Origin of the sequence: Sphingomonas yabuuchiae, assembly GCF_014199595.1 — a bacterium.
Lineage (GTDB): Bacteria > Pseudomonadota > Alphaproteobacteria > Sphingomonadales > Sphingomonadaceae > Sphingomonas > Sphingomonas yabuuchiae.
This window is the reverse complement of record NZ_JACHNX010000025.1, coordinates 1-24,807: the sequence shown is the minus strand read 5'-3', so window position 1 is coordinate 24,807 and position 24,807 is coordinate 1. Positions and strand designations below refer to the sequence as shown.

The 24,807-nt window shown below is 67.2% G+C and carries 23 protein-coding genes; 11 read left to right on the top strand and 12 right to left on the bottom strand.

What is annotated here, in order from left to right:
* The first annotated feature begins 44 nt into the window (after positions 1-44).
* Positions 45-3,509 carry a glycosyl hydrolase 2 galactose-binding domain-containing protein gene (locus GGQ89_RS17720; protein ID WP_240456306.1) on the top strand — a complete coding sequence of 1,155 codons (3,465 nt, stop codon included), beginning with the start codon at positions 45-47 and terminating at the stop codon, positions 3,507-3,509.
* Positions 3,506-4,264 carry a GDSL-type esterase/lipase family protein gene (locus GGQ89_RS17715; RefSeq protein ID WP_184106649.1) on the top strand — a complete coding sequence of 253 codons (759 nt, stop codon included), beginning with the start codon at positions 3,506-3,508 and terminating at the stop codon, positions 4,262-4,264. Before GGQ89_RS17720 ends, GGQ89_RS17715 begins: the two co-directional genes overlap by 4 nt.
* Here GGQ89_RS17715 and GGQ89_RS17710 read toward each other — a convergent pair.
* Positions 4,243-4,656: a PaaI family thioesterase gene (locus GGQ89_RS17710; RefSeq protein WP_240456305.1), complete on the bottom strand. Its 414-nt coding sequence runs from the start codon at positions 4,654-4,656 to the stop codon at positions 4,243-4,245. The two genes, GGQ89_RS17715 and GGQ89_RS17710, sit on opposite strands and share 22 nt — an antisense overlap.
* Entirely contained in the window at positions 4,653-5,075 is a 423-nt protein-coding gene (locus tag GGQ89_RS17705) for a PaaI family thioesterase (RefSeq protein WP_184106648.1), read from the bottom strand. Before GGQ89_RS17705 ends, GGQ89_RS17710 begins: the two co-directional genes overlap by 4 nt.
* A 48-nt stretch (positions 5,076-5,123) precedes the next feature.
* Here GGQ89_RS17705 and GGQ89_RS17700 point away from each other — a divergent pair, with 48 nt between their 5' ends.
* Positions 5,124-5,906, top strand: coding sequence for a crotonase/enoyl-CoA hydratase family protein (locus tag GGQ89_RS17700; protein ID WP_184106656.1), 783 nt, complete (start codon positions 5,124-5,126; stop codon positions 5,904-5,906).
* Between the two features lie 143 nt (positions 5,907-6,049).
* On the opposite strand, the gene GGQ89_RS17695 is transcribed toward GGQ89_RS17700, so the two are convergent.
* Complete coding sequence (locus GGQ89_RS17695; protein WP_056436311.1) at positions 6,050-6,505, bottom strand: peptidylprolyl isomerase; 456 nt, start codon at positions 6,503-6,505, stop codon at positions 6,050-6,052.
* Between the two features lie 117 nt (positions 6,506-6,622).
* On the opposite strand from GGQ89_RS17695, the gene mgtE reads away from it, so the two are divergent.
* A complete protein-coding gene (mgtE, locus tag GGQ89_RS17690; RefSeq protein WP_056436308.1) occupies positions 6,623-8,050 on the top strand; it encodes a magnesium transporter in 1,428 nt (475 codons plus the stop codon).
* A 125-nt stretch (positions 8,051-8,175) separates the two neighbouring features.
* Here mgtE and GGQ89_RS17685 read toward each other — a convergent pair whose 3' ends face one another.
* On the bottom strand, positions 8,176-9,006 hold the full coding sequence (locus GGQ89_RS17685; protein WP_056436473.1) for an inositol monophosphatase family protein: 831 nt from the start codon (positions 9,004-9,006) through the stop codon (positions 8,176-8,178).
* 94 nt (positions 9,007-9,100) lie between these two features.
* Between GGQ89_RS17685 and GGQ89_RS17680 the strand changes: the two genes are divergently transcribed.
* Both GGQ89_RS17680 and GGQ89_RS17675 read left to right on the top strand, forming a co-directional pair.
* Positions 9,101-9,634 (top strand): peroxiredoxin, encoded by a 534-nt coding sequence (locus GGQ89_RS17680; protein WP_056436306.1) that lies wholly within the window; start codon positions 9,101-9,103, stop codon positions 9,632-9,634.
* 66 nt (positions 9,635-9,700) lie between these two features.
* Positions 9,701-10,744 carry a GGDEF domain-containing protein gene (locus tag GGQ89_RS17675; RefSeq protein WP_076714253.1) on the top strand — a complete coding sequence of 348 codons (1,044 nt, stop codon included), beginning with the start codon at positions 9,701-9,703 and terminating at the stop codon, positions 10,742-10,744.
* A gap of 359 nt (positions 10,745-11,103) precedes the next feature.
* Here the strand turns inward: GGQ89_RS17675 and GGQ89_RS17670 are convergent, their stop codons facing one another.
* Positions 11,104-11,724 (bottom strand): YbhB/YbcL family Raf kinase inhibitor-like protein, encoded by a 621-nt coding sequence (locus GGQ89_RS17670; protein ID WP_184106647.1) that lies wholly within the window; start codon positions 11,722-11,724, stop codon positions 11,104-11,106.
* A gap of 11 nt (positions 11,725-11,735) precedes the next feature.
* The gene (locus GGQ89_RS17665) at positions 11,736-12,758 is read right to left on the bottom strand and encodes a DUF1176 domain-containing protein (RefSeq protein WP_184106646.1); all 1,023 of its coding nucleotides are present in this window, start codon (positions 12,756-12,758) and stop codon (positions 11,736-11,738) included.
* Between the two features lie 137 nt (positions 12,759-12,895).
* Between GGQ89_RS17665 and GGQ89_RS17660 the strand changes: the two genes are divergently transcribed.
* Entirely contained in the window at positions 12,896-13,765 is an 870-nt protein-coding gene (locus tag GGQ89_RS17660; protein ID WP_184106645.1) for a 3-hydroxybutyryl-CoA dehydrogenase, read from the top strand.
* A gap of 135 nt (positions 13,766-13,900) precedes the next feature.
* Here GGQ89_RS17660 and GGQ89_RS17655 read toward each other — a convergent pair whose 3' ends face one another.
* The 4 genes from GGQ89_RS17655 to GGQ89_RS17640 all read right to left on the bottom strand — a co-directional run bounded on the left by GGQ89_RS17655 (position 13,901) and on the right by GGQ89_RS17640 (position 19,472).
* Positions 13,901-15,214 (bottom strand): carbohydrate porin, encoded by a 1,314-nt coding sequence (locus GGQ89_RS17655; RefSeq protein ID WP_184106644.1) that lies wholly within the window; start codon positions 15,212-15,214, stop codon positions 13,901-13,903.
* A gap of 16 nt (positions 15,215-15,230) precedes the next feature.
* Complete coding sequence (locus GGQ89_RS17650; RefSeq protein ID WP_184106643.1) at positions 15,231-15,377, bottom strand: hypothetical protein; 147 nt, start codon at positions 15,375-15,377, stop codon at positions 15,231-15,233.
* 387 nt (positions 15,378-15,764) lie between these two features.
* Positions 15,765-17,102: a NupC/NupG family nucleoside CNT transporter gene (locus GGQ89_RS17645; RefSeq protein ID WP_184106642.1), complete on the bottom strand. Its 1,338-nt coding sequence runs from the start codon at positions 17,100-17,102 to the stop codon at positions 15,765-15,767.
* Positions 17,103-17,354: 252 nt separating this feature from the next.
* Positions 17,355-19,472, bottom strand: a complete 2,118-nt coding sequence (locus GGQ89_RS17640; RefSeq protein ID WP_184106641.1) for an AsmA family protein — start codon at positions 19,470-19,472, stop codon at positions 17,355-17,357.
* Between the two features lie 190 nt (positions 19,473-19,662).
* Between GGQ89_RS17640 and rpmI the strand changes: the two genes are divergently transcribed.
* Both rpmI and rplT read left to right on the top strand, forming a co-directional pair.
* On the top strand, positions 19,663-19,866 hold the full coding sequence (gene rpmI, locus GGQ89_RS17635; RefSeq protein ID WP_007406658.1) for a 50S ribosomal protein L35: 204 nt from the start codon (positions 19,663-19,665) through the stop codon (positions 19,864-19,866).
* A gap of 21 nt (positions 19,867-19,887) precedes the next feature.
* Positions 19,888-20,253 carry a 50S ribosomal protein L20 gene (gene rplT, locus GGQ89_RS17630; protein WP_042488147.1) on the top strand — a complete coding sequence of 122 codons (366 nt, stop codon included), beginning with the start codon at positions 19,888-19,890 and terminating at the stop codon, positions 20,251-20,253.
* A gap of 229 nt (positions 20,254-20,482) precedes the next feature.
* Here the strand turns inward: rplT and GGQ89_RS17625 are convergent, their stop codons facing one another.
* Positions 20,483-22,624 (bottom strand): TonB-dependent siderophore receptor, encoded by a 2,142-nt coding sequence (locus GGQ89_RS17625; RefSeq protein WP_184106640.1) that lies wholly within the window; start codon positions 22,622-22,624, stop codon positions 20,483-20,485.
* 173 nt (positions 22,625-22,797) lie between these two features.
* Between GGQ89_RS17625 and GGQ89_RS17620 the strand changes: the two genes are divergently transcribed.
* The gene (locus GGQ89_RS17620) at positions 22,798-23,202 is read left to right on the top strand and encodes a DUF1489 family protein (protein ID WP_184106655.1); all 405 of its coding nucleotides are present in this window, start codon (positions 22,798-22,800) and stop codon (positions 23,200-23,202) included.
* 251 nt (positions 23,203-23,453) lie between these two features.
* Here GGQ89_RS17620 and GGQ89_RS17615 read toward each other — a convergent pair whose 3' ends face one another.
* Complete coding sequence (locus GGQ89_RS17615; RefSeq protein ID WP_056436281.1) at positions 23,454-24,053, bottom strand: ankyrin repeat domain-containing protein; 600 nt, start codon at positions 24,051-24,053, stop codon at positions 23,454-23,456.
* A 69-nt stretch (positions 24,054-24,122) separates the two neighbouring features.
* On the opposite strand from GGQ89_RS17615, the gene GGQ89_RS17610 reads away from it, so the two are divergent.
* On the top strand, positions 24,123-24,713 hold the full coding sequence (locus tag GGQ89_RS17610; protein WP_184106639.1) for an SCO family protein: 591 nt from the start codon (positions 24,123-24,125) through the stop codon (positions 24,711-24,713).
* Positions 24,714-24,807 lie beyond the last annotated feature (94 nt).

Below are 24,807 nucleotides of genomic sequence, written 5' to 3'. Positions count from 1 at the left end.
GCTTTTCATTTGCTTTATCCCGCGGCGATTCAAAAGGAGCAGGCATGAGCGTGGCGGCGGCAAGAGCGATGGGGGCTCTGGCATCAGTGACGGCGCTGGTCTGGGGCATGGCCGCTGCGGCGCAGACGGCTCCGGTACAGAATCCGCCGCCCGCCACGCCGCCCGCCACACCTTTGGGTCCGATCAACGCCGATCTGCCGCCCGGTGGCGATTCCTACGCCCGTGCCATCGTCACGTCGCCGGTCACCGCGCCCAACTGGACTCTGTCCGCCTGGGTCCAGCCGCGCAGCGTGATGGGCAAGGGTACGACGATGCTGATCGGCGGCTTCGGCAACCCCACCGGGGGGCCGCGCCGCTATCTGGCGCTGGTCGACGGCCAGCCCGCGCTCGTCAGCGAGGCGGGGGTGGTCCAGGGCGGCGGCGATGCCGACCGCAACAAATGGACCTATATCGCCGCCAGCTATGATGGAAAGATCGTCCGGCTGTTCGTGAACGGACGACAGGTGGTGCAGCGCGGCCTGTCGCTGGAGCCCGTGACCGGCGTCGCGACGCTGGCGCCGCGCAGCTATCAGCCAGTCTTTGCGGGCAAGGTCGTCGATTTCCGCATGGTGCGCGAGGCGGTCGACCCGCTGACCATCCGCGTCGCCGCCCGGCGCGCGCCCGATCCGGCGAAGATCGCGCTCCAGACCGGCAGCCCCAGCTGGCCCTATCAGACCCGGCAGATGCAGGGGCAGACCACACCGCAGGACGCCTGGACCCTGCCCCAGTCCAAGGCCCCGATCCCGACCGGCGGCACGGCAAAGCCCGAATCCAAGGTGCCCGCGCTCGTCTCCACCGCCACCGGCCAATGGGCGGTGAATGGCTGGCGGCTGATCGAGGCGGCCAAGGTCGGCCCCGGCGGCGCGGACCTGTCGCAGGGCAATTTCGACGCGAGCAAATGGTATGCCGCGACGGTGCCGGGCACCGTGCTGACGACGCTGGTCGATCGCGGCGTCTATCCCGATCCGGCGGTTGGGCTGAACAACCTGTCGATCCCCGAGACGCTGGCGCGGCAGGATTACTGGTATCGCACCGAGTTCGACACGCCCGCCGAGGCCGCCGGGCGGACGATGTGGCTGACCTTCAACGGGGTGAACTATTCCGCCGAGGTCTGGGTCAATGGCCGGATGGCGGGCACGATGAAGGGCGCCTTCATCCGTGGCCGCTTCCCCGTGACGCTGGCCGCCGGGCGTAACGCCATCGCGGTGCGGGTGTCGCCGCCGCCGCATCCCGGCCTCGCGCATGAGGAATCGATGACGGCGGGCGTGGGCGAGAATGGCGGCGTCCAGATGCTCGACGGCCCGACCTTCGTCGCGACCGAGGGGTGGGACTGGATCCCCTCTGTCCGCGACCGCAATACCGGGCTGTGGCAGGGCGTGACGCTGGCCGCGACCGGCCCGGCGGTGATCGGCGACCCGCAGGTGGTGACGACCCTGCCCAAGCCCGACAATTCGGTCGCCGATGTCGAGATCGCGGTGCCCGTCACCAACAACGGCCAGACGCCGGTGACGACGACCGTGCGCGCGGTGTTCGACGATGTCGTGGTCGAAAAGCCGGTGACGGTCGCGCCGGGCCAGACGATCCGCGCCGTCCTGTCTCCATTCGAATTCCCGCAGCTGTCAGTTAAGAACCCGCGCCTGTGGTGGCCCAATGGCTATGGCGACCCGGCGCTGCACGACCTGGCGCTGACGGCGGCGGTCGATGGCGCGCTGTCCGACTCCAAGGGCCTGCGCTTCGGGATGCGGCAGGTGACCTATGACCTGTCGCTGTTCGACGGTGACGGCGATCTGGAGCGGGTGACACTGGACCTCAATCGGGTGCGTGGCGGACCGAAGGTGGTGGACACCAGCCATGCGGGCATCCGCAAGACGGGCAATGGCTGGGCGATGAGCTTCATGCCCGGCGGCGACCAGTCGGCGGCGGTTGCCAAGGTCACCGACGATCCCCGCCTCGCCCCCTATATGACCTTGCGGGTCAACGGCGTGCGGATCGCGGCGCGCGGCGGCAATATCGGCATGGACGATTTCATGAAGCGCGTCGACCGCGCGCATCTGGAGCCGTTCTTCCGCCTGCACCGCGACGCGCATCTCAACATCATCCGCAACTGGGTCGGCCAGAATACCGAGGAGAGCTTCTTCGACCTGGCCGACGAATATGGCCTGATGGTCCTGTCCGACTTCTGGGAGTCGACCCAGGATTACAATATGGAGGCCGAGGACCCGCAACTGTTCCTCGCCAATGCAGCCGACGTGGTGCGCCGCTATCGCAACCACCCCTCGATCGTCGCCTGGTTCGGCCGTAACGAGGGCGTGCCGCAACCGATCCTGAATAACGGGCTCGACACGCTGCTGCGCACCGAGGACGGGACGCGGCTCTATATGCCCTCGTCCAACGCGGTGAACCTCCAGGGCTCCGGCCCCTATAACTGGCGGCCGCCGGTCGAATATTTCACCACCCATGCCAAGGGCTTCTCGGTCGAGGTCGGCACGCCCTCGCTGCCGACGCTGGAGTCGTGGAAGCGGACCATCCCGGCCGAGGCGGATCGCTGGCCGATCGGCGATGTCTGGGCCTATCATGACTGGCACCAGACCGGGAACGGCGCGGTAAAGACCTATATGGACGTGCTCGAACGCCGCTTCGGCCCCGCCACCGGGCTGGAGGATTTCGAGCGCAAGGCGCAGATGATGGAGTATGAATCCTATCGCGCCATCTTCGAGGGGATGAATGCCGGGCTCTGGACCGAGAATTCGGGGCGGATGCTGTGGATGACCCAGCCCGCCTGGCCGTCCTCGGCCTGGCAGATCTTCTCCTCCGACTATGACACGCATGCCGCCTTCTACGGCGTGAAGAAGGCCGCCGAGCCGATCCATGTCCAGATGAACCTGCCCGACCACCGCGTCGTGCTGGTCAACAACACCCGCGACGCGCTGAAGGGCGTGCAGGTGCGCGCGAAGATCGTCGGGCTGGATGGCCGGACCGAGAGCGAGCAGGAGGCGAAGATCGTCGCGGGTGCCGAGGGGGTGACGCCAGCGCTCGCCCTCGACCTCGCGCCCGCGATGAAGCGCGGGCCGGTGCTGGTCCGGCTGGAGGCGAGCGATGCGGGCGGGCAGCTGCTGTCGACCAACAGCTATTGGGAAGCGGCGGACGATGCGGGCTATCGCGCGCTGACCGCCATGGCCGCCGCCCCCGTCACCGCGACCGCGACGACGCAAGCGCAAGGCGAGGAGACGCTCGCCAGCGTCACCCTGACCAATGGCGGCACCGTGCCTGCGATCGAGACCAAGCTGACCGTGATGAATGCCGACGGCAGTCAGGTGCTGCCCGCCTATTTCAGCGACAATTACGTCACCCTGATGCCCGGAGAGACCCGCGTGATCGAGATTCGCTACCCTACGGCCAAGGCGGACAAGCCGATGGTCGCCTTGCGCGGCTGGAACGTCACCGCGACCGCCACGGACCTGCGCCCGTGAGCCGGGTGATCCTGACCGCGCTCGCTGCGCTGACCCTCGCAGCACCCGCCGCCGCGCAGACCGCGCCGAAGGAAACGGATGCACAGCGCTGGACCCGCGAATGGGAGGAGCGGTTGCACAACGACTTCGCCTATCTGGCGCGCTACCGTAGTGACAATGCCAAGCTGTCCGCGCCGGTGGCGGGGCAGCCGCGCATCGTCTTCATGGGCGATTCGATCACCGAGGGTTGGGCCGGCAAGATGCCGCAATTCTTCACCCCCGGTCGGATCGGACGCGGGATCAGCGGGCAGACGACCTCGCAGATGCTGCTCCGCTTCCGTCAGGACGTGATCGACCTGCATCCGGCGGTGGTGCAGATCATGGCGGGCACCAACGATATTGCGGGCAATACCGGCCCGACGACCGACGCGCAGGTTCAGGGCAATATCATGTCGATGGTCGAGCTGGCCCAGGCCAACGGCATCCGCGTGATCCTGGCCTCGATCCCGCCCGCCGATCATTTCGAGTGGAAGCCGGGCCTGGCCACCGCACCGCGCATCGCGACGCTGAATGCCTGGTTGAAGACCTATGCCAAGCAGATCGGTGCGACCTATGCCGATTACTGGTCGGTCCTGCATGTCGGGGACGCGCTGAACCCGGCCTATGGCACCGATGGGGTGCATCCCAATGCGCAGGGCTATGCCGCCATGGCGCCGGTCGCCGATGCCGCGATCAAGCAGGCGCTTGCGAAACCTCAGCCGCGCAGGATGCGGTAATTCAACCGCGCGGTCGCGATCGGCTTTTCGCGGTCCTCCTGCCAGGCGGTCACCTCGACATTGGCGGTCCGCTGGCCGAGGCGCAGGATGGTGCCAACCGCGCGGGTCGGATGGTCGCGACCGGTACGCAAATAATCGGTCGTAACCGTCACCGGCTTGATCCGCGTCGACCCCTCGTTCGACAGGCGGTGGGTCAGCGCGGCGATGCCCGCCACCTCCAGCAGCCCGGCGATCGCGCCGCCCTGTAACAGGCCGGGCCAGCCCATCACATGCTCGCCGAACGGCATGACCAGCTGCGGCAGCCCGTCGACCCATTCGATCGAACAGCCCAGCCATTCCGCATAAGGGGGCAGCACCATCGCCTGCCCGATGCCGGTGCGGGGGGCGCTCATGCGGTCATGCCGATAAAGGTGCCCGCGACATGCGCGACCGGATCGTCGGGGTCGCCGTCATGCGCGATGCCCCGGACAAAGGCGATGCTGCGGGTCAGCCGATAGCACTCCCCGCGCCCGATCACGGTGCGTTCGGGGACGGCGGGGCGGAGATAATCGACCCGCAGGTCCAGCGTCACATGCGGCTCGAACGCGCCGCGCTTCAGCCAGACGGCGACGCTGGTCGCCATGTCCATCATCGCGACGATCGGCCCGGAGGCGATGACGCCGCTGGTCGGATCGCCGATCAGCCGTGCGTCGTAGGGCAGCGCCAGCTCCGCCCAGTCTTCCCCGTGCGCGAGGTACGCGATGCCCAGATGCTGGCCATGCCCGCCGCCCAGGCCGCCCATCGCGACGAAGCGTTCCATGTCGAACCCCATGATGCGATGCTCTACACGAGCCACGCGCTGGCGCAAAAGGAGAGAGATATGGACGGCCGGGTGACGATCGCGGTGACGGACGGCGTGGCCGATGTGCGTCTGGCGCGCGGGGAAAAGCTGAACGCCATCGACGGCAAGATGTTCGACGCGCTGGCCGAGGCGATCGCCGCGCTGTCGTCACGGGCCGAGCTGCGCGCGGTGGTGCTGTCGGGCGAGGGGGAGGGGTTCTGCTCCGGCCTCGACATGGCGGCGATGGCGGGCGGCGAGCTGGCGGGGCTGGACCTGGCGGCACGCAGCCATGGCCCGGCCAATCTGGTGCAGCAGGTCGCGTGGGGCTGGCGGACGCTGCCGGTGCCGGTGATTGCGGCGGTCCACGGCGTGGTGTTCGGCGGCGCGACCCAGATCATGGGCGGCGCGGACATCCGTCTCGCGCATCCCGCCACCCGTTTCGCGATTCGCGAGGTGCATTGGGGCATCGTCCCCGACATGGGCGGCTTCGCGCTGTGGGACGGGGTGCGCCGGGATGTGCTTCGCGAATGGGTCTATACCGCGCGCGAATTCGACGCGGCCGAAGCGGTGGCGGCGGGGTTCGTGACGCGGCTGGTGGAGGACCCGCGCGCCGAGGCGCTGGCGCTGGCGCGGAAGATCGCCGGGCGAAGCCCCGATGCGGTGCGCAGCGCCAAGCGTTTGTTCGGGGCGATGGGAAGCGAACCGGCGGCGATGCTGGCGATGGAGAGCGCCGAGCAGCTGGCGCTGATGCAGGGCGAGAACCACCGCGAGGCGGTCGTGGCGAACATGGAGCGGCGGCGGCCGGTGTTTCGCGACGCTTGAGGGGGCACGCGACCTCTCCCCAAACGATAGCCCCTCTCCCGGCAGGGGGAGGTTGGGGAGGGGCGTGCTCGCGGGAAGGGCGGAGCCAAACAAAAAGGGGGGGCCTCTTTCGAGACTCCCCCCCTTCCTGGCTTTCGCGAAAATTACTCCGCGGTCGCCTTCAAAATCTTGCCCGGATTGCGGGGCGGCTCGCCCTTCGGCAGCGCGTCGACATGCTCCATGCCGCTCTCGACCTGGCCCCAGACCGTGTACTGGCGGTCGAGGAAGCGGGCGTCGTCGAAGCAGATGAAGAACTGCGAATTGGCCGAGTTCGGATCGTTGGTCCGCGCCATCGAGCAGGTGCCGCGCACATGCGGCTCGGCATTGAACTCCTGCTTCAGGTTGGGCTTGTCCGAACCCGACATGCCGGTGCCGGTGGGGTCGCCGCCCTGCGCCATGAAGCCGGGGATCACGCGGTGGAACACGACGCCGTCGTAAAAGCCTTCATTGGCGAGGCCGCCGATGCGCGCGACATGCTCGGGCGCCAGGTCGGGGCGCAGCGTGATGACGACATCGCCGCTCTCGAGCGTCAGGGTCAGCTTGGAAAAAGTCTCGGCCATAAGGGGTCTTCCTTGGTTGATGCCCCGCAGGTAGGCATTCCCGTGCCCGCTGGCAAATGCCGCCGTCGCAGTTTAGAGGCGTGACACAGCGTTCATGATCGATCGAGGGAGGCCGAGATCAGCGACACCGAACTCCCCGAACTCGAAACCGAGACGCGCCTTCCGGAAAATCTGGCGCCCGAAACCCAGCTGGACGAAGACGACCGGCTGAAGCCCGAATATGTGACGGCCGTGCTCGACGCGCTGGAGGCGGGCGACGACGAGGGCGCGCGCGCGCTGGTCGAGCCGCTCCACCCCGCCGACATCGCCGACCTGTTCGAGCTGGTCGGGGACGAGGAACGCGTCAATCTGGCGCGTGCGGTCGCGGATCTGCTGAACGGCGACGTCTTCGCCGAGATGAACGACTATGTGCGCGAGCAGCTGATCCAGGCGCTCGAACCGCATGAAGTCGCCGATATCGCTTCCGAACTCGACACCGACGACGCGGTCGCCATCATCGAGGACATGGACGAGGACGAGCAGCGCGCGGTCTTGCGCGCGCTCGACCCGGACGACCGCGCCGCGATCGAGGAAGCCTTGTCCTTCCCCGAGGAGTCCGCCGGCCGCCTGATGCAGCGCGAGCTGATCGCGGTGCCCGAACATTGGACGGTGGCCGAGACGATCCAGTTCCTGCGCGACGACGAGGAACTGACCACCGATTTCTGGGAAATCTTCGTCGTCGATCCGGGCCACCGCCCGATCGGCACCTGCCAGCTCTCCTGGATCCTGCGCGCGCCGGGGCAGATCGTGATCGGCGACGTGATGAAGCGCGAACAGACGCTGATCCCGGTCGACATGGACCAGGAAGAAGTCGCGCTGCGCTTCCAGAAATATGCGCTGATCTCGGCTGCGGTGGTCGATGGCAGCGGGCGGCTGGTCGGCATGATCACCGTCGACGATATCGTCCACATCATCCAGCAGGAGGCGGGCGAGGACGTGCTGCGCCTGTCGGGCGCGGGCGAAGGCGACATCAACGAGCCGATCCTGGACAGCTACAAGAGCCGCGTCCGCTGGCTGCTGGCGAACCTGATCACCGCGATGGTCGCCTCTTCGGTGATCGCCGCGTTCGAGGGGACGATCGCGCGGATGGTGGCGCTCGCCACGCTGATGCCGATCGTCGCGGGCGTGGGCGGCAATGCGGGCACGCAGACGCTGGCGGTGACGGTGCGCGCGCTGGCGACCAACCAGCTGACCCGGTCCAACACCGCGCGTGCGATCATGCGCGAGATTCGCGTGGCGATGATGAACGGCGTGACCGTCGCGGCGGTGATCGGGGTGGGGGTGAGCCTGGTCTTCGGCAACCCGGCGCTGGGCATGGTGATCGCGGTGGCGATGATGACCAATATCCTGGTCGCGGGGCTGGCGGGCGTGCTGGTGCCGGTGACGCTCGATCGCTTCGATGCCGATCCTGCGGTCGCGTCCTCGGTGTTCGTGACGATGACGACCGATTCGATCGGGTTCCTGGCGTTTCTGGGCCTGGCCACGGCGGCAGGCCTCACCGGCTAAGCTATTCCTCCCCTGCAAGGGGAGGTGGCAGGGCGAAGCCCTGACGGAGGGGTGTCACGCTCTCGATAGGGGTGGCACCCCTCCACCATGCTGCGCATGGTCCCCCTCCCCTTACAGGGGAGGAATTAATGATCGTGATCGTGGTGGTGGTCATGCCCGTGCGGCACGTTGCGCAGGGCCTCCAGCACTTCGTCGGTGCGCGCGGGGTCGCCGATCGCCAGCACATGGCCTGCGCTGTCGGCGGTCAGCGGGTCGCCGTTCCAATCGCACATCCGCCCGCCCGCGCCCTCGACCACCGGGACCAGCGCGGCGAAGTCGTGCAGCTTCAGCCCCGATTCGCACACCAGATCGATATGGCCGCTCGCCAGCAGGCCGTAATTGTAACAGTCGCCGCCATAGACCGGCCCCTGGCGCGGCGACTGGCCGCTGACCGCGGCGACCAGCGCCATGAAATGCGGCACGTCTTCGTCGTCGAACAGATGCGGGCTGGTCGTCGCGATGGTCGCGCCGTCCAGATCGCGACAGGCGCGGGTGCGCGTCGGTTGCCCGTTGAACAGGGTCGGCCGCCCCGCCACACCCAGCCAGCGCTCGCGCGCGATCGGCTGGTCGATGATGCCCAGCACCGGCCAGCCATTGTCGACCAGCGCGATCAGCGTGCCGAAGATCGGCCGCCCGACGGTGAAGCTGCGCGTGCCGTCGATGGGATCGAGCACCCATTGGCGCCCCGTCACGCCGTCCTTGACGCCATATTCCTCGCCATGAATGCCGTCGCCCGAACGCTCCGCCTCCAGGATACGGCGCATCGCCGCCTCCGCCTCGCGATCGGCCAGCGTCACGGGCGAGCGGTCCTCCTTGATTTCCAGCCCCATTTCGGTGCGGAAATAGGGGCGGATGGCGGCTCCGGCAGCATCGGCAAGACGAAGGGCCAGCTTAATATCGTCGGCGTGTACGGACATATTAACCCGGATAGGATAGGACTGCGCGATCAGCAATGGACGCCATGATCGCGACGGGATAGGCGTTAACTATCTTAATATAAGGAATGGAGCGATGAGGGCAGTATTGGGCGTTCTCCTGGCAATGGCAGCGGTACCGGCCGCAGCGGCCCTGCGTCCCGGTGCCCCGGCCCCCGACTTCACCACGCGCGGCGCGGTGGCGGGCAAGGTCTTCACGCTGCACCTCAAGGAACAGCTGCGCCACGGTCCGGTCGTCCTGTATTTCTTCCCCGCCGCCTTCACGAGCGGATGCAGTGCCGAGGCACGCGCCTTTGCCGAGAAGATCGACGCCTTTCGCGCGGCCGGTGCGCGCGTGATCGGCATGTCGGCCGACCCGGTCGACAAGCTCGCCGCCTTTTCCAAGGCCGAATGCGCGGGCAAGTTCCCGGTCGCCAGCGCCGGTCCCGCGATCGTCAAGGGCTATGACGTCGCGCTCGGTCGTCAGATCGAGGGTCGCGATATCACCTCGCGCACCAGCTATGTCATCGGTCGTGATGGCCGCGTCGTCTTCGTCCATGACGACATGAACCCCTCCGAGCATGTCGCCACGACGCTGGCGGCGGTACGCGAACTGCAAAATCGTCGCTGACAGGCACGTGTCATGGGGCTTTACAGGGGATGGGGCGAAACGGCGGATGCGGAGCCGCGGCGAGCCATGACGACGCCTGCCAGTTTGTATGAGCGTATCGGCAAGTTTCTGGAGGACCACCGGCTTTCCCCCGATCCGGCGCATTACGCCTTTGTCCATGCGATCCTGACCAATCCCAAAGGCAGCCTGGCGCGCGCGGTCGCGTCGCTGATCGATGGCGGCGTCCGCCTGCACCAGGACGATATCGTCCGGCTGGGTGGTCCGGTGGGGGCGTCGCGTCCCATGCCCGAACCGGACGCGGCCGAGCCGGCCGCCCGCGAATCGGCGGCCGACCGGGTCGCACCGCCCGAGGCGGAGGCGCGGTCGGACGCGCTGGCCGAGCAGACCGAGAATCAGGTCACGGCATTCATGTCGGTGATGCGCACCTTCCAGGAGGATACCTCGGCCTTCGGGGCCAATCTGGCGCGCAACGTGGCGGAGATGAACCGCGAAGAGATCGACCTGCCGACGCTGGCGACGCTGACCGGCGAGATGCTGGAGCGGATCCACGCGACCGAACAGCGGCTGGAGCAGGCGACGGCGGAGGCCGACACGCTGCGCGAGAAGCTGGCCGAGGCGCGGGCGACGGCGCGACGCGACCCGCTGACCGGGCTGGCCAACCGGTTGGCCTTTTCCGAGGCGCTGGGACAGTGTTTCCAGGTGTCGGACAGTTGCCATCTGGCGCTGTGCGACGTCGACCGGTTCAAGCGGATCAACGACGATCTGGGCCACGCCACGGGCGACCGGGTGCTGCATTCGATCGGCAAGATCCTGGCCGAGGAATGCCAGGGGCATCTCGTCTGCCGTCATGGCGGCGAGGAATTCGCCATCCTGATGTCCGGCCTGACCGCCAGGCAGGCGGCGGCGCTGGTCGAACGGGCGCGCGATGCGGTGCGCAACCGCCGGATGCGCGTGCGCGAGACGGGCGAGCCGGTCGGCGAAGTCACCTTCTCCGCCGGGATCACCGCGCTGAACCCCGAGGATACGCAGGAGACGCTGTTCGCGCGGGCCGATGCGCTTTTATATCGTGCGAAAAAGGAAGGCCGCGACCGCGCCTGCAACGACGCCTGATTTTCCGCCATCCGATGGCGTAAAATCCCGTCGGGTCGTGGCGGAATTTGCCAAGGCCGGAAACGGATTGCGAGGAAACTACGGAAATCCGCCATTTTTAAAACTGGCACGCTCTCTGCAACGTCCCTGGTATCGCCGGTCGGATGGTCCGACCGGCAGATATCTCAGGGAGTTTCACCATGTTCGCTTCGTTCCAGACCCGCCAGGTTCTCGTCTCGGTCCTCGGCGCTTTCGTCTTCGCCGGTCTCGCCATCACCAGCGCCGCACCGATCTTTCCGATCGCCTGAGCGTGATCGTGCCTTACCCCTCTGGCGGCCGGGCCATGCCATTCTGACACCCGGCCGTCCTTCTTTCCCCTATCAGGCGACCGCGCCTGCACCCACCGGGCCGACCGGCGCTTCCTCCTCGCGCGAATAGGTGCCCGTCAGCACCCCGGCGGCCAGCACATGCCCCGCCATCGCCTCGACCATCGCACCGCGACCCGGCGTCTGTCCGCCGATATCGACCACGGCATCCAGTGCGAACAACTGGAAGACATAACGATGTTCGCCATGCCCGCGCGGCGGATCGGGCGGCAGCCAGCCTTCGCTCAAATAGGAATTGCGCCCGACATCGCCCCCTTCGGGCGTGCCCGCGCCATCCGCGACGATCGCGCCCTCGGCCAGTTCGCTTGCGCGCGGCGGCAGGTTCCAGACGATGGCGTGGACCAGCGGCTGCGGCGTCGGGGCGTCGGCATCCTCGACGATCAGCGCCAGCATCGCCGTGCCCTCGGGCGGGTCGTTCCAATAAAGCGGCGGCGACACCCCCTCGCCATCGGCGGTGAAGCGTTCGGGCAGCCGCGCCATATCGCCAAAAGCCGGGCTGTGCAGCGGCATCGCGGCGGGCGGTGCCAGTTCGGGCCGGACGACCGCGATCGACTCCACCCCGGCGCGCCAGCCGCTCATCGCCTTGCCCAGCCAGCTGGGCAGATGTTCGAGCATCCTTGTCTCCTCTATCGCGGCTTCACGGGAACGGACCGCGTGCGCCAGACGGTCAGCGTATCGATCGCACCCCGGCATTCGGTCATCTGCTCGGCATGGAGCAGGCGGAAACGGGTGCCGTCCCAGCCGAATTGCTGCGCATCGCCGCAATCGCCCAGCCCCCGGCCCTTTCCCCAGCTCGACAGGCGGCCGTCGCGCGACCAGTCGACATTGACCAGGATCTCGGGCTGGCCGGGTTCGGGCGTCTCGCCGAAATGATAGGCGAAGTCGAAGCTGGCGGGGCTCAACCGCCCGTCGCGCCAGATCAGCGGCTTCACCAGATAATTATAGGCGCCCGCGCCGCAAGACATCAGCACCAGCGTGCTGCGCCGGTCGAGCCAATGCGCGTCGGCGCTGAACGGGCTGCCATCGTCGATCACGCAGCGATAGCGTCGCCGCGCCTCGCCGATCGCGGTGGCGGGGATGGCGGGGGCGGCGCCGGGCGGCGGGGTGACGACCTGCACCATGGGAAGCGCGGGCGCGGCGCCGCGATAGCGTTTGGTGCCGCGGGCGATCAGCGCGGAGGTCGTGCCCACACGTCCCTGCCGGTCGTCCATATAGCGAAAGGCGGCCGATGCGCCCGCCAGCGCAAGGGGGTGCGCGGTCGGCGTCAGCAGCGTGGCGCGCCGGCCCCTGGCGATGGCGGCGACGAGTGCGCTTGCGGAAGCGCCCTGCCACTCGCCCTCGCCGTCACGGTCCAGCGGGGTCGAGGCGATGGTCCGGCCGTCGACCCGGACGCTCGCCGTCTTCGCCTTGCCGGTCAGGTCGCGGATACGCACCGTCACCCGGCCGCCGCCGTCGCGCGCGACGATCAGCCCGACATCCTGAAGCATCGATTCCCCGGCCGCCAGCGACGCCGCCTCGCAGGCCCGGCCATTGTCGCAAGCGACGATCCAGTCGCGGAACAGCTTCGGCTTGCCCGGCCTGGGCGTGTCCGGCGTGGTCGCCGCGCTCGCCGCCGTTGCGGCCAGTGCTACGCTCACGGCAAGGCTCATGCGAATCATACCCGATCAACCCCTTTGCTGGCGATCCCGTTCCGAACCAGATAGGGCGCGTTGCAACAGGCTTTGTGGCAGAGATACGGGCCGGAAGAACAGGCCGGAAAGCAGGCCAAAGGAACAGGAGAGTGTCGATGAAGTCAGTGGGCGTGATCGGAGCCGGTCAGATGGGCGCAGGCATTGCGCAGGTCTCGGCGGCGGCGGGCTATGCGGTAAAGCTGGCGGACGTCTCGGCCGAGCGCGCCGAGGCGGGCAAGGCGGGCATCGCCAAGGCGCTCGACCGGCTGGTGACCAAGGAAAAGATGACGCGCGAGGACGCCGACGCACTGCTCGGCCGAATCGAGCCGGTCGGTAGCCTGTCCGCCATGGCAAATTGCGAGTTGGTGATCGAGGCCGCGACCGAGCGCGAGGCCATCAAGCGGGCGATCTTCGAGGAAGTCGGCAAGGTCATGTCCGACACCGCGATCCTGGCGACCAACACCTCGTCCATCCCGATCACCCGGCTGGCGCAGGCCGCGCCTGATGCGGGCCGCTTCGTCGGGGTGCACTTCTTCAATCCGGTGCCCGTCATGGGCCTGATCGAGCTGATCCGCGGCCTCGCCACCTCGGACGAGACGGTCGCCAAGGTCGAGGCTTTCGCGCAGGAGCTGGGCAAGCGCGTGGTCCACGCCAATGACGCGCCGGGCTTCATCGTCAACCGCGTGCTGATGCCGATGATCAACGAGGCCATCTTCGCGCTGGGCGAGGGCGTGGCGACGATCCCCGATATCGATGCGGCATGCCAGCTGGGGCTGAACCATCCGATGGGCCCGCTGACACTCGCCGATTTCATCGGGCTGGACACCTGCCTGGAGATCACCCGCGTGCTGTTCGAGGGCACCGGCGATCCCAAATTCCGGCCTGCGCCGCTGTTGATCAAATATGTCGAAGCGGGCTGGTATGGCCGGAAGACCAAGCGCGGTTTCTATGACTATTCCGGTGCGGAGCCGGTGCCGACGCGCTGACCCACCAAATCCTCCCCATCTCCGATGGGGAGGTGGCAGGGCGAAGCCCTGACGGAGGGGCCTCGCCGCAGGCGAGGATGCCCCACCACCCCCGCTTCGCGGCGGTCCCCTCCCCAAGCAAGCTTGGGGAGGGAATTAGAAAGCGCCGTGCACTCGCAGGGCGAAGACCTCGGCGGGCCCGCGATCGCGGTTGTACCCCGGATTCTCCACATATTGCGCGTCCAGCGTCACCGCGAGCGCGCGGGTGAGCGCGACGTCGTAATAGGCCTCGGCAATCTCCTCCGCGCCCGCATTGGGCAGCTTGCCGTCGCCGACCAGCACGCCCAGGCCGCCCGCCGCCAGATAGCGGCGATGCTCGGCCGAAATCCCGTTGGCGATCAGCGCCAGCCCGACCCGATCCTGCGCCCGGCCCCAGCCTTTGCCGTTCAGCGATCCGCCGATCTGCGCGGTCCGGTCGATATCGGTGAAGTCATAGGGCTCGATCGAGCCATCACTCACCCCGACCCGCGCGAACAGGCCGAGCGTTTCGGTCAGCGCCTGGTCCATGTTCATATAGCCGCCGACCCGCGTCATCCGCCGCCGGGTGACGGACGGATCGACCGTAGCGCCGGTCGCGGCGGCATAGGCCAGCGCCTCGTCGAAGCGGCTGAAATTGCCCCGGTTGCGGAAAAAACCGAAGCGCACCGATCCGGGCCGCCCGGCGAGCCTGTGGCGATGCTCGACCTCGGCATCCCACTGATACTGGCCGAAGCCATGTTCCAGCCGCTCGCCATTGGGGACGGTCGACAGGTTGAACAGCCCGGTGCGTAAGCTCCAGTCGCCGCGATAGAGTTCTGCGGCGATGCCGGTGGTATAGCCCCAGGCGTCGGCCGCATAATCGAAGCTGCCGGTATCGACCGCCGACCAGTTGAGGAAATCGCCGCGCGGGTCGTGGGCGTACGGGTTGGTGTCGAACACGTCGCCGACCCCGAACTTGCCGATGGTCAGCACGACCCGGTCGACGCTGCGCGATCCGCCCAGCTGGTTGGCGACGCCCGCCACCGCCTCGCGCGGGCCGCCAAGCCCGAAGGTCTGGCGGAAAAAGGCGCGTTGCAGCCGGAAATAGGGTTCGCTCTTGCCGACCTTATAGGCCTCGGCGCTCGGGAAGCCCGCGACGCCCAACGTGTTGGACAGGCCGAAACCCTGGTCGATCTCGGGATTCACCCACAGTTCGCCGCCCTTCCAGGCGCGGGCGCCGACAAAGGCGGTGACGTCGGTCGTCTCCTTCAGCTGACGCGGGGTCAGGCTGTTCGCGCCGGTATAGGGCGAGGCAAAGCCGCCGACCCCCTGTGCGACGAGCGTGGCCTGGCCGTGGATCGTGAAATCCTCCGGCTGGCTGTCCTGCGCGGACGCGGCGCGCGCGACGAGGAACAGGCCGCACAGCGCGGCCCGCGAAACGATACGGATCATGACGTTTTTTCCCGGATCAGGCCGATGGGCGGGTGCGACGCATCGGCTGGAGCCGGGTGGATGCGACGGCGCGGAGCAGCCGGGCGCGCTCGCGGGGGACGCTGGCCATCACGGTGGCGAGGGAATGGGCGCGGACATGCGCGCGGAACAGGCTACGGGTCATGGCAGACCTCCTTCGGGTTCGTGTGGTCGAGCCCGGCGGAAGGTCGGCGAGGAACGGCTCTAGCGGGCCGACATCGTCGACCCCGTCAGGCCCGTCAGACGGTCGGCAAGAACGTGGACGCGAAAGCGTCTACTGTCCTCGTCGCCGGACAAGGGACTAGATCGGGGCATTGTGATCCTATGCGTGAGTCGGCCACGTCTGCGGTCGACAGGGCGCGCCATAACGCGCTTGAAATGGGGATCAACCCCAAATTCCTCCCCGGCACGGGGAGGGGGACCAGCCGGAGGCTGGTGGAGGGGGCGAGCCGCAAAGGGAGTCCTGTGTGGAAGCCCCCCTCCGTCAGCGCCATGCGCTGCCACCTCCCCGTGCCGGGGAGGATAAACGGCGTCAGGCGATCAGCAGACCGGCCAGCGCCGCCGACATCAGATTGGCCAGGCTCCCCGCGATCAGTGCGCGGATGCCCAGGCGGGCGATGGTCGGGCGCTGGTTGGGCGCGAGGCTGCCGGTCACCGCCATCTGGATCGCGATCGACGAGAAATTGGCGAAACCGCACAGCGCGAAGGTGATGACTGCGACGGTGCGCGGCGAGAGCTGTGCGGCCTGCTTGCCCAGGTCGATATAGGCGACGAACTCGTTGAGCACGATCTTCTCGCCGAACAGGCCGCCCGCAATACCCGCTTCCTTCCACGGCACGTTGAGCAGCGCCATAATCGGCTGGAACACATAACCCAGCAGCGCCTGGAAGCTCAGGCCCGGAATACCGATCAGATTGCCCAACCCGCCGAGCAGACCGTTCGCCAGCGCGACCAGCGCGACAAAGGCCAGCACCATCGCGCCGACCGCGACGGCCAGCTTTACGCCGGTCTGCGCACCCTGCGCCGCCGCCATGATGATGTTGGCCGGCTTTTCCTCGTCATGCGTGGCTTCGGGCAGGGGTTCGCCCGCCATGCCCTCGCTGGGCAGTGCCGCGAGCCCCAGACCGGGACCGATCCGGCGGCTAGCGGCGAGGCGCACATCACGGTCCTCGGCGGACATGTCCTCGAGCGGGAGTTCGCCCTCGGGCGGCTCGATCCGGTCGGGCATGATGATCTTGGCCATCAGGATGCCGCCCGGTGCCGCCATGAAGCTGGCCGCGAGCAGATATTCGATCGAGATGCCCATCGAGGCATAGGCCGCCAGGATCGTACCCGCCACGCCCGCCATGCCGCTGGTCATCACGGTGAACAGCTGCGCCGGGGTGAGTCCGGCCAGATAGGGGCGGATGACGAGCGGCGATTCGGACTGGCCGACGAAGACGTTCGCGGCGGCGCAGAGCGACTCCACCTTCGACACGCCGATCACCTTCTCGATCGCGCCGCCCAGCCAGCGCACGACCAGCTGCATGATCCCCAGATAATAGAGGATCGAGACGAGCGCGGCGAAGAAGATGATGACCGGCAGCGCCTGGATCGCGAAGTTGCGGCCCAGCGGATCGGACGCCAGCGCGCCGAACAGGAACTTGGTCCCCTCATTCGCATAGCCGAGCAGCCCGGCGACCCCGCCCGACAGCCATTGCAGCACCCGCTTGCCCCACGGCACATAGAGGACGAGGATCGCGATCCCCGCCTGCAACGCAAAGGCCGCGCCGACGACGCGCGGACGGATCGCCCGGCGGTCGGTGGACAGGGCAACGGCGATGCCCAGAATGACGAGAATGCCGGCGATACCGATGGCGAAACGATTCATGCGCGCTGCTTAACTATCCCGCTTGGGGCGATGAGACCATGACGCGGCCCCCCGGCTGCGCGGGGGCCGATCATAAGCAAGGTGCGGGGGGACCGCCATAGTTTTGATCGCGGGGGGATTTTGATCCTCCCCGTGCCGGGGAGGGGGACCAGCCGCAGGCTGGTGGAGGGGGATCGCGGCAAGGGCCATCCCCCGTCGCAAGCCCCCTCCACCACCGCTTCGCGGCGGTCCCCCTCCCCTTGCAGGGGAGGATCAGAAGATGCCGAGGAATTTCTTGCGCTGGGCCTTGGCCTCGCCCGGATTGCCTTTCCCGTCCTCGGCCTTGGCGGTGGTGCCGCGCCCGACATCGTCGCGCGGGTCGCCCTTGGTGGTCCGCTGCGCACTCGCCCGCGCACCCGACAGTACCGGGCCGCAGGCCGCTGCCTTCGCGTCGCCGACATCGACGAAGGCCAGCACGCCCGCCAGCGGCGTCGCAACCACCGCCAGCCCCAAGCCCGCGCCCGCCCGCGCCAACAGGCTGCCGCTGATCGGATCGATGCCGGGATGCGCGAAGCTGCCGGTGATGCCGACCGGCGACTGGCCGGAAAACAGGCTGAAGGTCTTGGCATCGGCGCGCACCGCCATGTCGAGCGCTTCGTTGCGGAAGCTGAACCCGCCGCGCCCGGTGATGACGTTCTTCGACGTGTCGATCAGGATCGGGTCCGCCGCCGCCACGCCGCCGCGCACGGTGAAGGCGATCAGGCCGCAATTGATCCGTACCGGCTCCTTCAGTTCCTTCTCGAACATCTTTTGGACGAAGGTGCCGATGTCGAGCTCGGCCAGCTGCGCATTCTTGGTCCACAGCGAACCGGCGGGCAGGATGAAGGCCATCCGTCCATTCGCGCTGGCCAGCGAATCATGGATGGTGTCGCCGCGCCCGGTCAGCTGGACCCGGCCCTTCACCGTGCCGGTCGTCCCCGCCTCCGCCACGCCCCAGCCCGCCAGCAACCGCCCCAGCGGGGTCGGCGACAGGCGGATGTCGTAGCGGACGAGGCTGGGCCGCTGGCGCGTGTCGAACAGCAGGTCGGACGCCACATCGCCGCGCGCCATGGCGAATCGCAGCGGCGAGAGGGTCAGCTTGCCGCGTTCCAGCGCCAGCGTCAGGTCGACGTTCGAGATCGGCACGCGGCGCGAGCGCACGGTGCGGATCGTCCATTTCAGATCGGCATCGAAGCGCTGCATCGTCGCCACCGGCAGCGCCGCGTCCGGCAGCAGCCGCTGCGGCCCGACCCCGGTCGCCGCGGCGGCGGCCTCCGCACCCTTGGTCGCGACGATATCGGGATTATAGCCGATAAAGGGCGCGGCATCGATGATGTCGAGCTTCTCGGTCGTCAGCGTCGAATCGAGGTGCAGCCGCTCGCCATGCGTGACGGTCAGCTTGCCCGCCAGGTCGCTGTCGCCGAAATTGCCCTTCATCTTGGTGAAGCGATAGACGTCGCCGTCCTTCACCAGCTGCGCATGCAGGTCATAGGTGCGGGTGCGCGGGATGACGACGCCGATGACCTCGAGCAGGGTGGACAGGTCCTTGCCGCGCGCGCGGGTGCGCAGCGGCACATTCTCGACATCGGCGATCGAGGGCAGGGTGCCGGTGATATCGACGATATTGCCCGCCGCGCGCATCCGCGCGACCAGTTCGTTCTTGCCGCGATTGGCGGTGGCGTCGGGCGAGAGCAGTTGCGCATTCAGCAGGAACGGCGTCTCGCGGATCACGCCCTTGCCGCGCACGCCGACCGCCCGGCCGATGCGGGCGTCCTGCGACCGGAAATCGGCCAGCGCCAAATCCGCCGTCACCTGCATCCGGGGGTCGCGGTATCGGATCGTGGTGCCGTTCACCACGGCCATGTCGATACGCGGGAACTCCAGCCGCTTGCCGCCCTTCTTGTCGCTGAAGGTCCAGCTATTGGTGCGGTGGTCGGGCGTCCATTCCAGATCGACCGCGCCATTGGTCAGCTCCAGCCAGGTAAAGCGCCGCCTGCCGAACAGCAGCGACAGCGGAGCGATGCGCGAATCGATCCGGTCGGCGGTGAACAGGTTTGGCCGGGTCGCCCAGCCGGGGTTGGAGACGGCGATCTTCTCGGCGACGAACTTGATCCGCCACGGCGCGAAATAGAGCTGGAAGTCGCCGCCCACGCTGACGGTCCGATGGGTCAGCTTGCCCGCGATCGATTCGAAGGGGTGGCGCAGGAACCGTCCCTTGGTGACGAACAGCACCAGCCAGATCGCGGCGATGACGGTGACGAGGCCGATGATGATATGAATCGCCCAGACACGCCACCCATGCCGGGCAGCGGTCGAACGCGCGGGACTGTCGGCCGCAGGTGCCTGATCCATGGCAATCCCAAGCGCGTAAGCGAGGCGCTGGTTCCCTTTGGGGTTCCCTTTGGGGTTCCCAATGGGCGATCAGTTGCATTCTTCCCCCGCTTCGTCTATGCGGCCCGCTTCCCGAGCGAGGTGTCACGAACGGCCCGGCCATCAGGGCTGCCGCGGCCGTTTCTGCCTTAGCTCTAGCGAAAGGAAAAAAATGCCCAAGCTCAAGACCAAGAGCGGCGTCAAGAAGCGCTTCAAGCTCACCGCGACCGGCAAACTCAAGCACGGCGTGGCCGGCAAGCGCCACCGCCTGATCAGCCATAACGGCAAGTATATCCGCCAGAACCGCGGCACCTCGGTCCTGTCCGATGCCGACACCAAGACCGTGAAGGCCTGGGCGCCTTACGGCCTGAACTGATTTCTGGAAGGATAGAAAGATATGGCACGCGTCAAGCGGGGCACGACCACCAAGGCGAAGCATAAGCGGATTTTGGATCAGGCGAAGGGCTATTATGGCCGTCGCAAGAACACCATCCGCATCGCTCGCCAGGCCGTCGAAAAGGCCGGTCAGTATGCGTATCGCGACCGTAAGGTTAAGAAGCGGACCTTCCGTGGTCTGTGGATCCAGCGCATCAACGCCGGCGTCCGGGCCGAGGGCCTGACCTATTCGCAGTTCATGCACGGCCTGAAGCTGGCGGGCGTCGAACTGGACCGGAAGGTCCTGGCCGATATCGCCATGCACGAGGGCGAGGCCTTCAAGGCGATCGTCGCTCAGGCGAAGGCCGCTCTGCCGCAGGCCGCGTAATTCGCGACTGACGGACTAGCGCCGGAAATCAGGAAAGGGCGTCGGTGGGTTTCCACCGGCGCCCTTTTTCTGTTGGAATATTCCTCCCCTGCAAGGGGAGGTGGCAGGCCGCAGGCCTGACGGAGGGGTGTCCCGGCTGGTGAGGACACGATCCCTCACGACTGGCATACCCCTCCACCACCGCCGCGCGGCGGTCCCCCTCCCCTTGCAGGGGAGGAATGGAATAGCCTCAGTACCGGACCGTCACCGTCCCCAGGATCGAGCGCGGTGCGCCGTAATAGCCGCCGTCGAAGGTCAGCGCCGTCAGGTACTTCGCATTGGTCAGGTTGCGCAGATTCGCCGACAGCGCGATCCGCGACGTGATGTCATACTTCGCCATCAGGTCGACCAGCGCATAGCCGTCCTGCCGCACCGAGCGGGTCTGGGTATAGATCACGCTCTGATACTGGGCCGACGCACCCACTTTGAGTTCAGGCAGCGCAGGCGGCGAATAGACGATGTTCAGGCGCCCGGTGTTGCGCGGCACGAACAGGCGGGCGGGGTCGCCCTTCTGATCCTCGACCCGCATCAGCGTATAGCCGCCGGTGACCTGCACCCCCTCGGCCAGCCGTCCGCCGACCTCCAGTTCGATACCCTCCGACTTGGCGTTCACGCCGCGCGAGACGAAGCGGCCATTGACGAAGCCGATGCTTTCGGCGGTGTTGTTCTGATGGACGCGGAAGATCGCCGCGCTGGCGTTCAGCCGCCCGCCGAACCAGTCGCCCTTGATTCCGGCCTCGATATTCTTGCCGCTGACCGGGTCCAGGATACGACCGTCCTGACCGATGGCGGTCTGTGGATTGAAGATCGTCGTATAGCTGGCATAGGCGCTGAGCGACGGGCTCACGTCATAAGTGACCCCGGCGAAGGGCGAGAAGCGCGAATTGTCGAAATTGGTGTCGACATTGTACGAAAAGCCGGTGCTGCGCGCATGGGTGAAATTGCCCCCGAGCATCAGCTTCAACGGATCGGCCAGGCTGAGCCGGACCAGGCCATAGGCGGTTTCGCGCCGGGTCTGGGTGTTCTGGCTGGAGGCATAGTCGGTCGAGAAGGTCGTCGGGAAATTGACCTTGGGGAAGGTCCCCTGGAACAGATCGGGGAAGGGCAGCGTCAGGCCGACCTGCGAATAGTCGTAAGCCGACATCTGCTTGTAATCCTGCGCGCTGCGGTTGACGCCGAACATCAACTGATGCTCGCGCCCGAACAGCGTGAAGGGACCGGTGGCATAGGCCTCCATGGTCAGGTTGCGCGTCTGCGCGCGGAAGGCGCCGGGATAGCTCTTGATCCCCAGCAACTCGCCCGGCTTGTTTGGGTCCGGGGCGATGCCGCTGGGCGCGCCGCGCACCGGATTGCCATAGACGTAGAACAGCTCGTCCGCCTCGCTGGTTGCGCGGCGCACCGCGCTGATCCGTGCGACCCAGTCCCCGGCGAAATGATGCGTCAGGTCACCGAAGATCTGCCGGTCGATCACGTTCCAGCCCGCCCATTCGGGCGCGACATTGGTCGATCGCGGCATGTCGATGCGGGTGCCGTCGGTATAGGTCAGCGGCAGCGCGCCCCACATCGCGCCATGGCTCTGGTGATCCTGATGGCCGTAACCGCCGCTCAGCACGGTATCGGGGCCAAGGTCCGCCTCGACCACGCCATAGCCGGTCCAGCGGCGCAAGCTGTAGCGATCGAGATAGCTGTCGGCGTCCGACAACACGCCGACGACACGCGCACGGACATGGCCGTCCTTGGTCAGCGGCGTGCTGACATCCGCGTCCAGGCGCAGGCTGTTGAACGATCCGTACTGGACGCTGGCGGTCGCCTGCAAATCCTTGGTCGGGCGCTTGCGGACGAAGTTGATGACGGCGGACGGGTTGCCGGTCGGCGACAACAGGCCCGGCGCACCGCGCACCACCTCGATATGGTCGTAGATGGCGGTGTCGATCGATCCGGTCTGGATGCCGAAGGCGAAGGGGACGCCGATGCCGTCGATCTGGAAGGTCTGGATGTCGAAACCGCGCGCCGAATAATAGACGCGGTCGGTCTCGTTCGCCTGGACGTTGATGCCGGGCACCGTGGCCAGCAGCTGGTTGACGTCGTTCAGCTGGAAATCGGTGATCTGCTGGCGGGTGACGATGCTGACCGATTGCGGCGTCTCACGCAGGGTCAGGGGGATGCGCGTCGCGGTCGTCTGGCCCTCGATCGTATAGTCGTCCGAGCCCTCGGTACGCTGGCCGGTCACGACGATGTCGTCGCGCGAAATCTGGGGATCGGCGGCCACGGGGGTGGAGGTCGGGGCGGTGATGGCGGCGGCACCGGCCGCGAGCGTCATCAGGATCGGCATTGCAGGAACTCCCTGTTTTTCCAGCCTCCTATGAATGATGGCATGTTATTGCAAGTCAGTATCGAAAGCAAAAACGTCACGAATTGGGGCGTTGCCATGAGGGATCGCTGAACCGCAAATCGCATCGTCCGGCCCTAGCCATGCCGGACAGTCGCCCCCACATGAAACCCGACATGGCGCTTCATCTGACCAAGGTCGCATTCGGGGCGGCCAGTATCGATCATCTGGCCGAACGACTGAAGATGCGGGCGCAGGAAGGGCCGGTGTTCCTGACCACGCGCTATCTGCCCAAGCGGCATGAGGAAGTGGCGGGGCAGGGGTCGCTCTTCTGGATTCTGAAGCACCAGCCGATCGCACGTTCGCCGATCCTGTCCTTCGGCGAGGCCGAGGGCGGGCGCTGCGCGATCCATATCGATCCCGAACTGGTGCTGGTGCAGGCGCTGCCCCGGCGCGCGCATCAGGGCTGGCGGTATCTGGAGGCGGCGGACGCGCCGCCCGATCTGGGCGGGGCGGCGTCGGGGATCGACACCATGCCGCCGGTGCTGGTCGGCAAGCTGATGGAGCTGGGGCTGATCTGATCCGATTCCCCCCTGCCGATTTCCCCTCGCCCCTCACAGAGGGGAGAGGGTTGCGCAGACTTGGTCTTTGCGAAAGCAAAGGCCTAGTCGGAGCTGGGTGAGGGGTGTTGCGCTCGCTCGTGCGAGCGCGCGAGCCGTTCGGCTCGCTCAACCCCTCACCCAAGCTTCGCTAGCCAGCAGGCTGGCAAGCTACGCTAACCCTCTCCCCTGTCCAGGGGAGAGGGAAGAAGAGGGCGTTCATTGGCCCTAGATCAGAACTTCGGGCCAGCGACGGCCGCGCGGGTCTTTTTCGGCGTATCGGCGAACAGCTTGGCGATCGCGGTGTTGCGGGCGTCCTGCGACGCATATTCGCGGGCGGAGAGACCGGCGACGCTGTCCGCCATGTCGGGATCGGCTCCGGCGTTCAGCAATTCGCGGACCATGCCGATGTCGTGGCGCTGCACCGCGCGGATCAGCGGCGTTTCCCCGGACGCGTTGCCGATATTCGGGTTGGCCTTCGCCGCCGTCAGGACGCGGATCATGTCGGGCTGGCCGCCCGCCACCGCCAGCAGCAGCGGCGTGTTGCCGCGCCCGTCGCGCAGGTTCGGATCGGCGCCCTTCTGCAGCAGGAAGCGCAGATAGGTCTCGTCGCCGCGCTTGATGACGATGTGCAGTGCGCCCTCGCCGCTGGTCACGTCGCGCGTGTTGATGATGCTGGCGCCGGGGCGGTCCAGCATGTTGGTGACGTCATTGCCCTTGGCCTCGCGCACGGCCTGAAGGAATTTGTAGCTTTCCGACTGCATCATCTGCGCCGCGGCCGGCGTGGCGAGGGCGCCGAGCAGCGCGGCGGCGAGCAGGGGGCGAAGGGACATGAAACGAGATCCTGAGCAATGGAGCATGGCTTGCGCCGAGCGATTTATCACAGCAAGGCTGTCGGCGTCATGACCCGATTGTTCCTGTCCCTTCTGACCCTGCTGGCGCTTCCTTTGGCCGGTTGCGACCCCTCCCAGCCCGAAGCGCAGGCGCCGCTGGCGGGGGCGAAGATCGGCGGGCCGTTCCAGCTGACCGACGCGACCGGCAAGACCGTCACCGACCGTGATTTCGCCGGGCGCTACCGCGTGATGTATTTTGGCTATACCTTCTGCCCCGATGTCTGCCCCACCGACATGCAGGCGATCGCGGCGGGCCTGAAGCTGCTCGACAAGAGCGCACCCGCAAAGGCGAAGAAGATCGCGCCCCTCTTCATCACCGTCGATCCCGAGCGCGATACGCCCGCCGTGGTCGGCCGCTTCGCCGCCGCCTTCGCCCCGCGCATCGTCGGGCTGACCGGCACGCCCGCGCAGATCGAGGCGGTGAAGAAGGCCTATGCCGTCTGGGCGGCCAAGGGCGACAAATCACCCGGCGGCGGTTATCTGGTGAACCACAGCCGCCAGGTCTATCTGATGGACCCGTCGAACAAGCCGCTGGTGCTGGTCCCCGCCGATGAGGGGCCTGAGGCAGTCGCCAAGTCGCTCGACCAATGGGTCCGCTGATGTTAGGTCCTGCCCACAGGATGTCCTTTCTGTCCTTTCAGGGCTATCCAGAAGGACACCCTGCACAGGCCCCACTCTCCTTCTTCGCCGAATG

Coding starts and splice junctions, on each gene's coding strand:
- GGQ89_RS17720 (WP_240456306.1), top strand. CDS start 45: ATGAGCGTGGCGGCGGCAAGAGCGATGGGGGCTCTGGCATCAGTGACG.
- GGQ89_RS17710 (WP_240456305.1), bottom strand. CDS start 4,656: ATGAGCGCCCCCCGCACCGGCATCGGGCAGGCGATGGTGCTGCCCCCT.
- GGQ89_RS17705 (WP_184106648.1), bottom strand. CDS start 5,075: ATGGGGTTCGACATGGAACGCTTCGTCGCGATGGGCGGCCTGGGCGGC.
- GGQ89_RS17700 (WP_184106656.1), top strand. CDS start 5,124: ATGGACGGCCGGGTGACGATCGCGGTGACGGACGGCGTGGCCGATGTG.
- GGQ89_RS17695 (WP_056436311.1), bottom strand. CDS start 6,505: ATGGCCGAGACTTTTTCCAAGCTGACCCTGACGCTCGAGAGCGGCGAT.
- GGQ89_RS17685 (WP_056436473.1), bottom strand. CDS start 9,006: ATGTCCGTACACGCCGACGATATTAAGCTGGCCCTTCGTCTTGCCGAT.
- GGQ89_RS17680 (WP_056436306.1), top strand. CDS start 9,101: ATGAGGGCAGTATTGGGCGTTCTCCTGGCAATGGCAGCGGTACCGGCC.
- GGQ89_RS17675 (WP_076714253.1), top strand. CDS start 9,701: ATGACGACGCCTGCCAGTTTGTATGAGCGTATCGGCAAGTTTCTGGAG.
- GGQ89_RS17670 (WP_184106647.1), bottom strand. CDS start 11,724: ATGCTCGAACATCTGCCCAGCTGGCTGGGCAAGGCGATGAGCGGCTGG.
- GGQ89_RS17665 (WP_184106646.1), bottom strand. CDS start 12,758: ATGAGCCTTGCCGTGAGCGTAGCACTGGCCGCAACGGCGGCGAGCGCG.
- GGQ89_RS17660 (WP_184106645.1), top strand. CDS start 12,896: ATGAAGTCAGTGGGCGTGATCGGAGCCGGTCAGATGGGCGCAGGCATT.
- GGQ89_RS17655 (WP_184106644.1), bottom strand. CDS start 15,214: ATGATCCGTATCGTTTCGCGGGCCGCGCTGTGCGGCCTGTTCCTCGTC.
- GGQ89_RS17650 (WP_184106643.1), bottom strand. CDS start 15,377: ATGACCCGTAGCCTGTTCCGCGCGCATGTCCGCGCCCATTCCCTCGCC.
- GGQ89_RS17645 (WP_184106642.1), bottom strand. CDS start 17,102: ATGAATCGTTTCGCCATCGGTATCGCCGGCATTCTCGTCATTCTGGGC.
- GGQ89_RS17640 (WP_184106641.1), bottom strand. CDS start 19,472: ATGGATCAGGCACCTGCGGCCGACAGTCCCGCGCGTTCGACCGCTGCC.
- rpmI (WP_007406658.1), top strand. CDS start 19,663: ATGCCCAAGCTCAAGACCAAGAGCGGCGTCAAGAAGCGCTTCAAGCTC.
- rplT (WP_042488147.1), top strand. CDS start 19,888: ATGGCACGCGTCAAGCGGGGCACGACCACCAAGGCGAAGCATAAGCGG.
- GGQ89_RS17625 (WP_184106640.1), bottom strand. CDS start 22,624: ATGCCGATCCTGATGACGCTCGCGGCCGGTGCCGCCGCCATCACCGCC.
- GGQ89_RS17620 (WP_184106655.1), top strand. CDS start 22,798: ATGGCGCTTCATCTGACCAAGGTCGCATTCGGGGCGGCCAGTATCGAT.
- GGQ89_RS17615 (WP_056436281.1), bottom strand. CDS start 24,053: ATGTCCCTTCGCCCCCTGCTCGCCGCCGCGCTGCTCGGCGCCCTCGCC.
- GGQ89_RS17610 (WP_184106639.1), top strand. CDS start 24,123: ATGACCCGATTGTTCCTGTCCCTTCTGACCCTGCTGGCGCTTCCTTTG.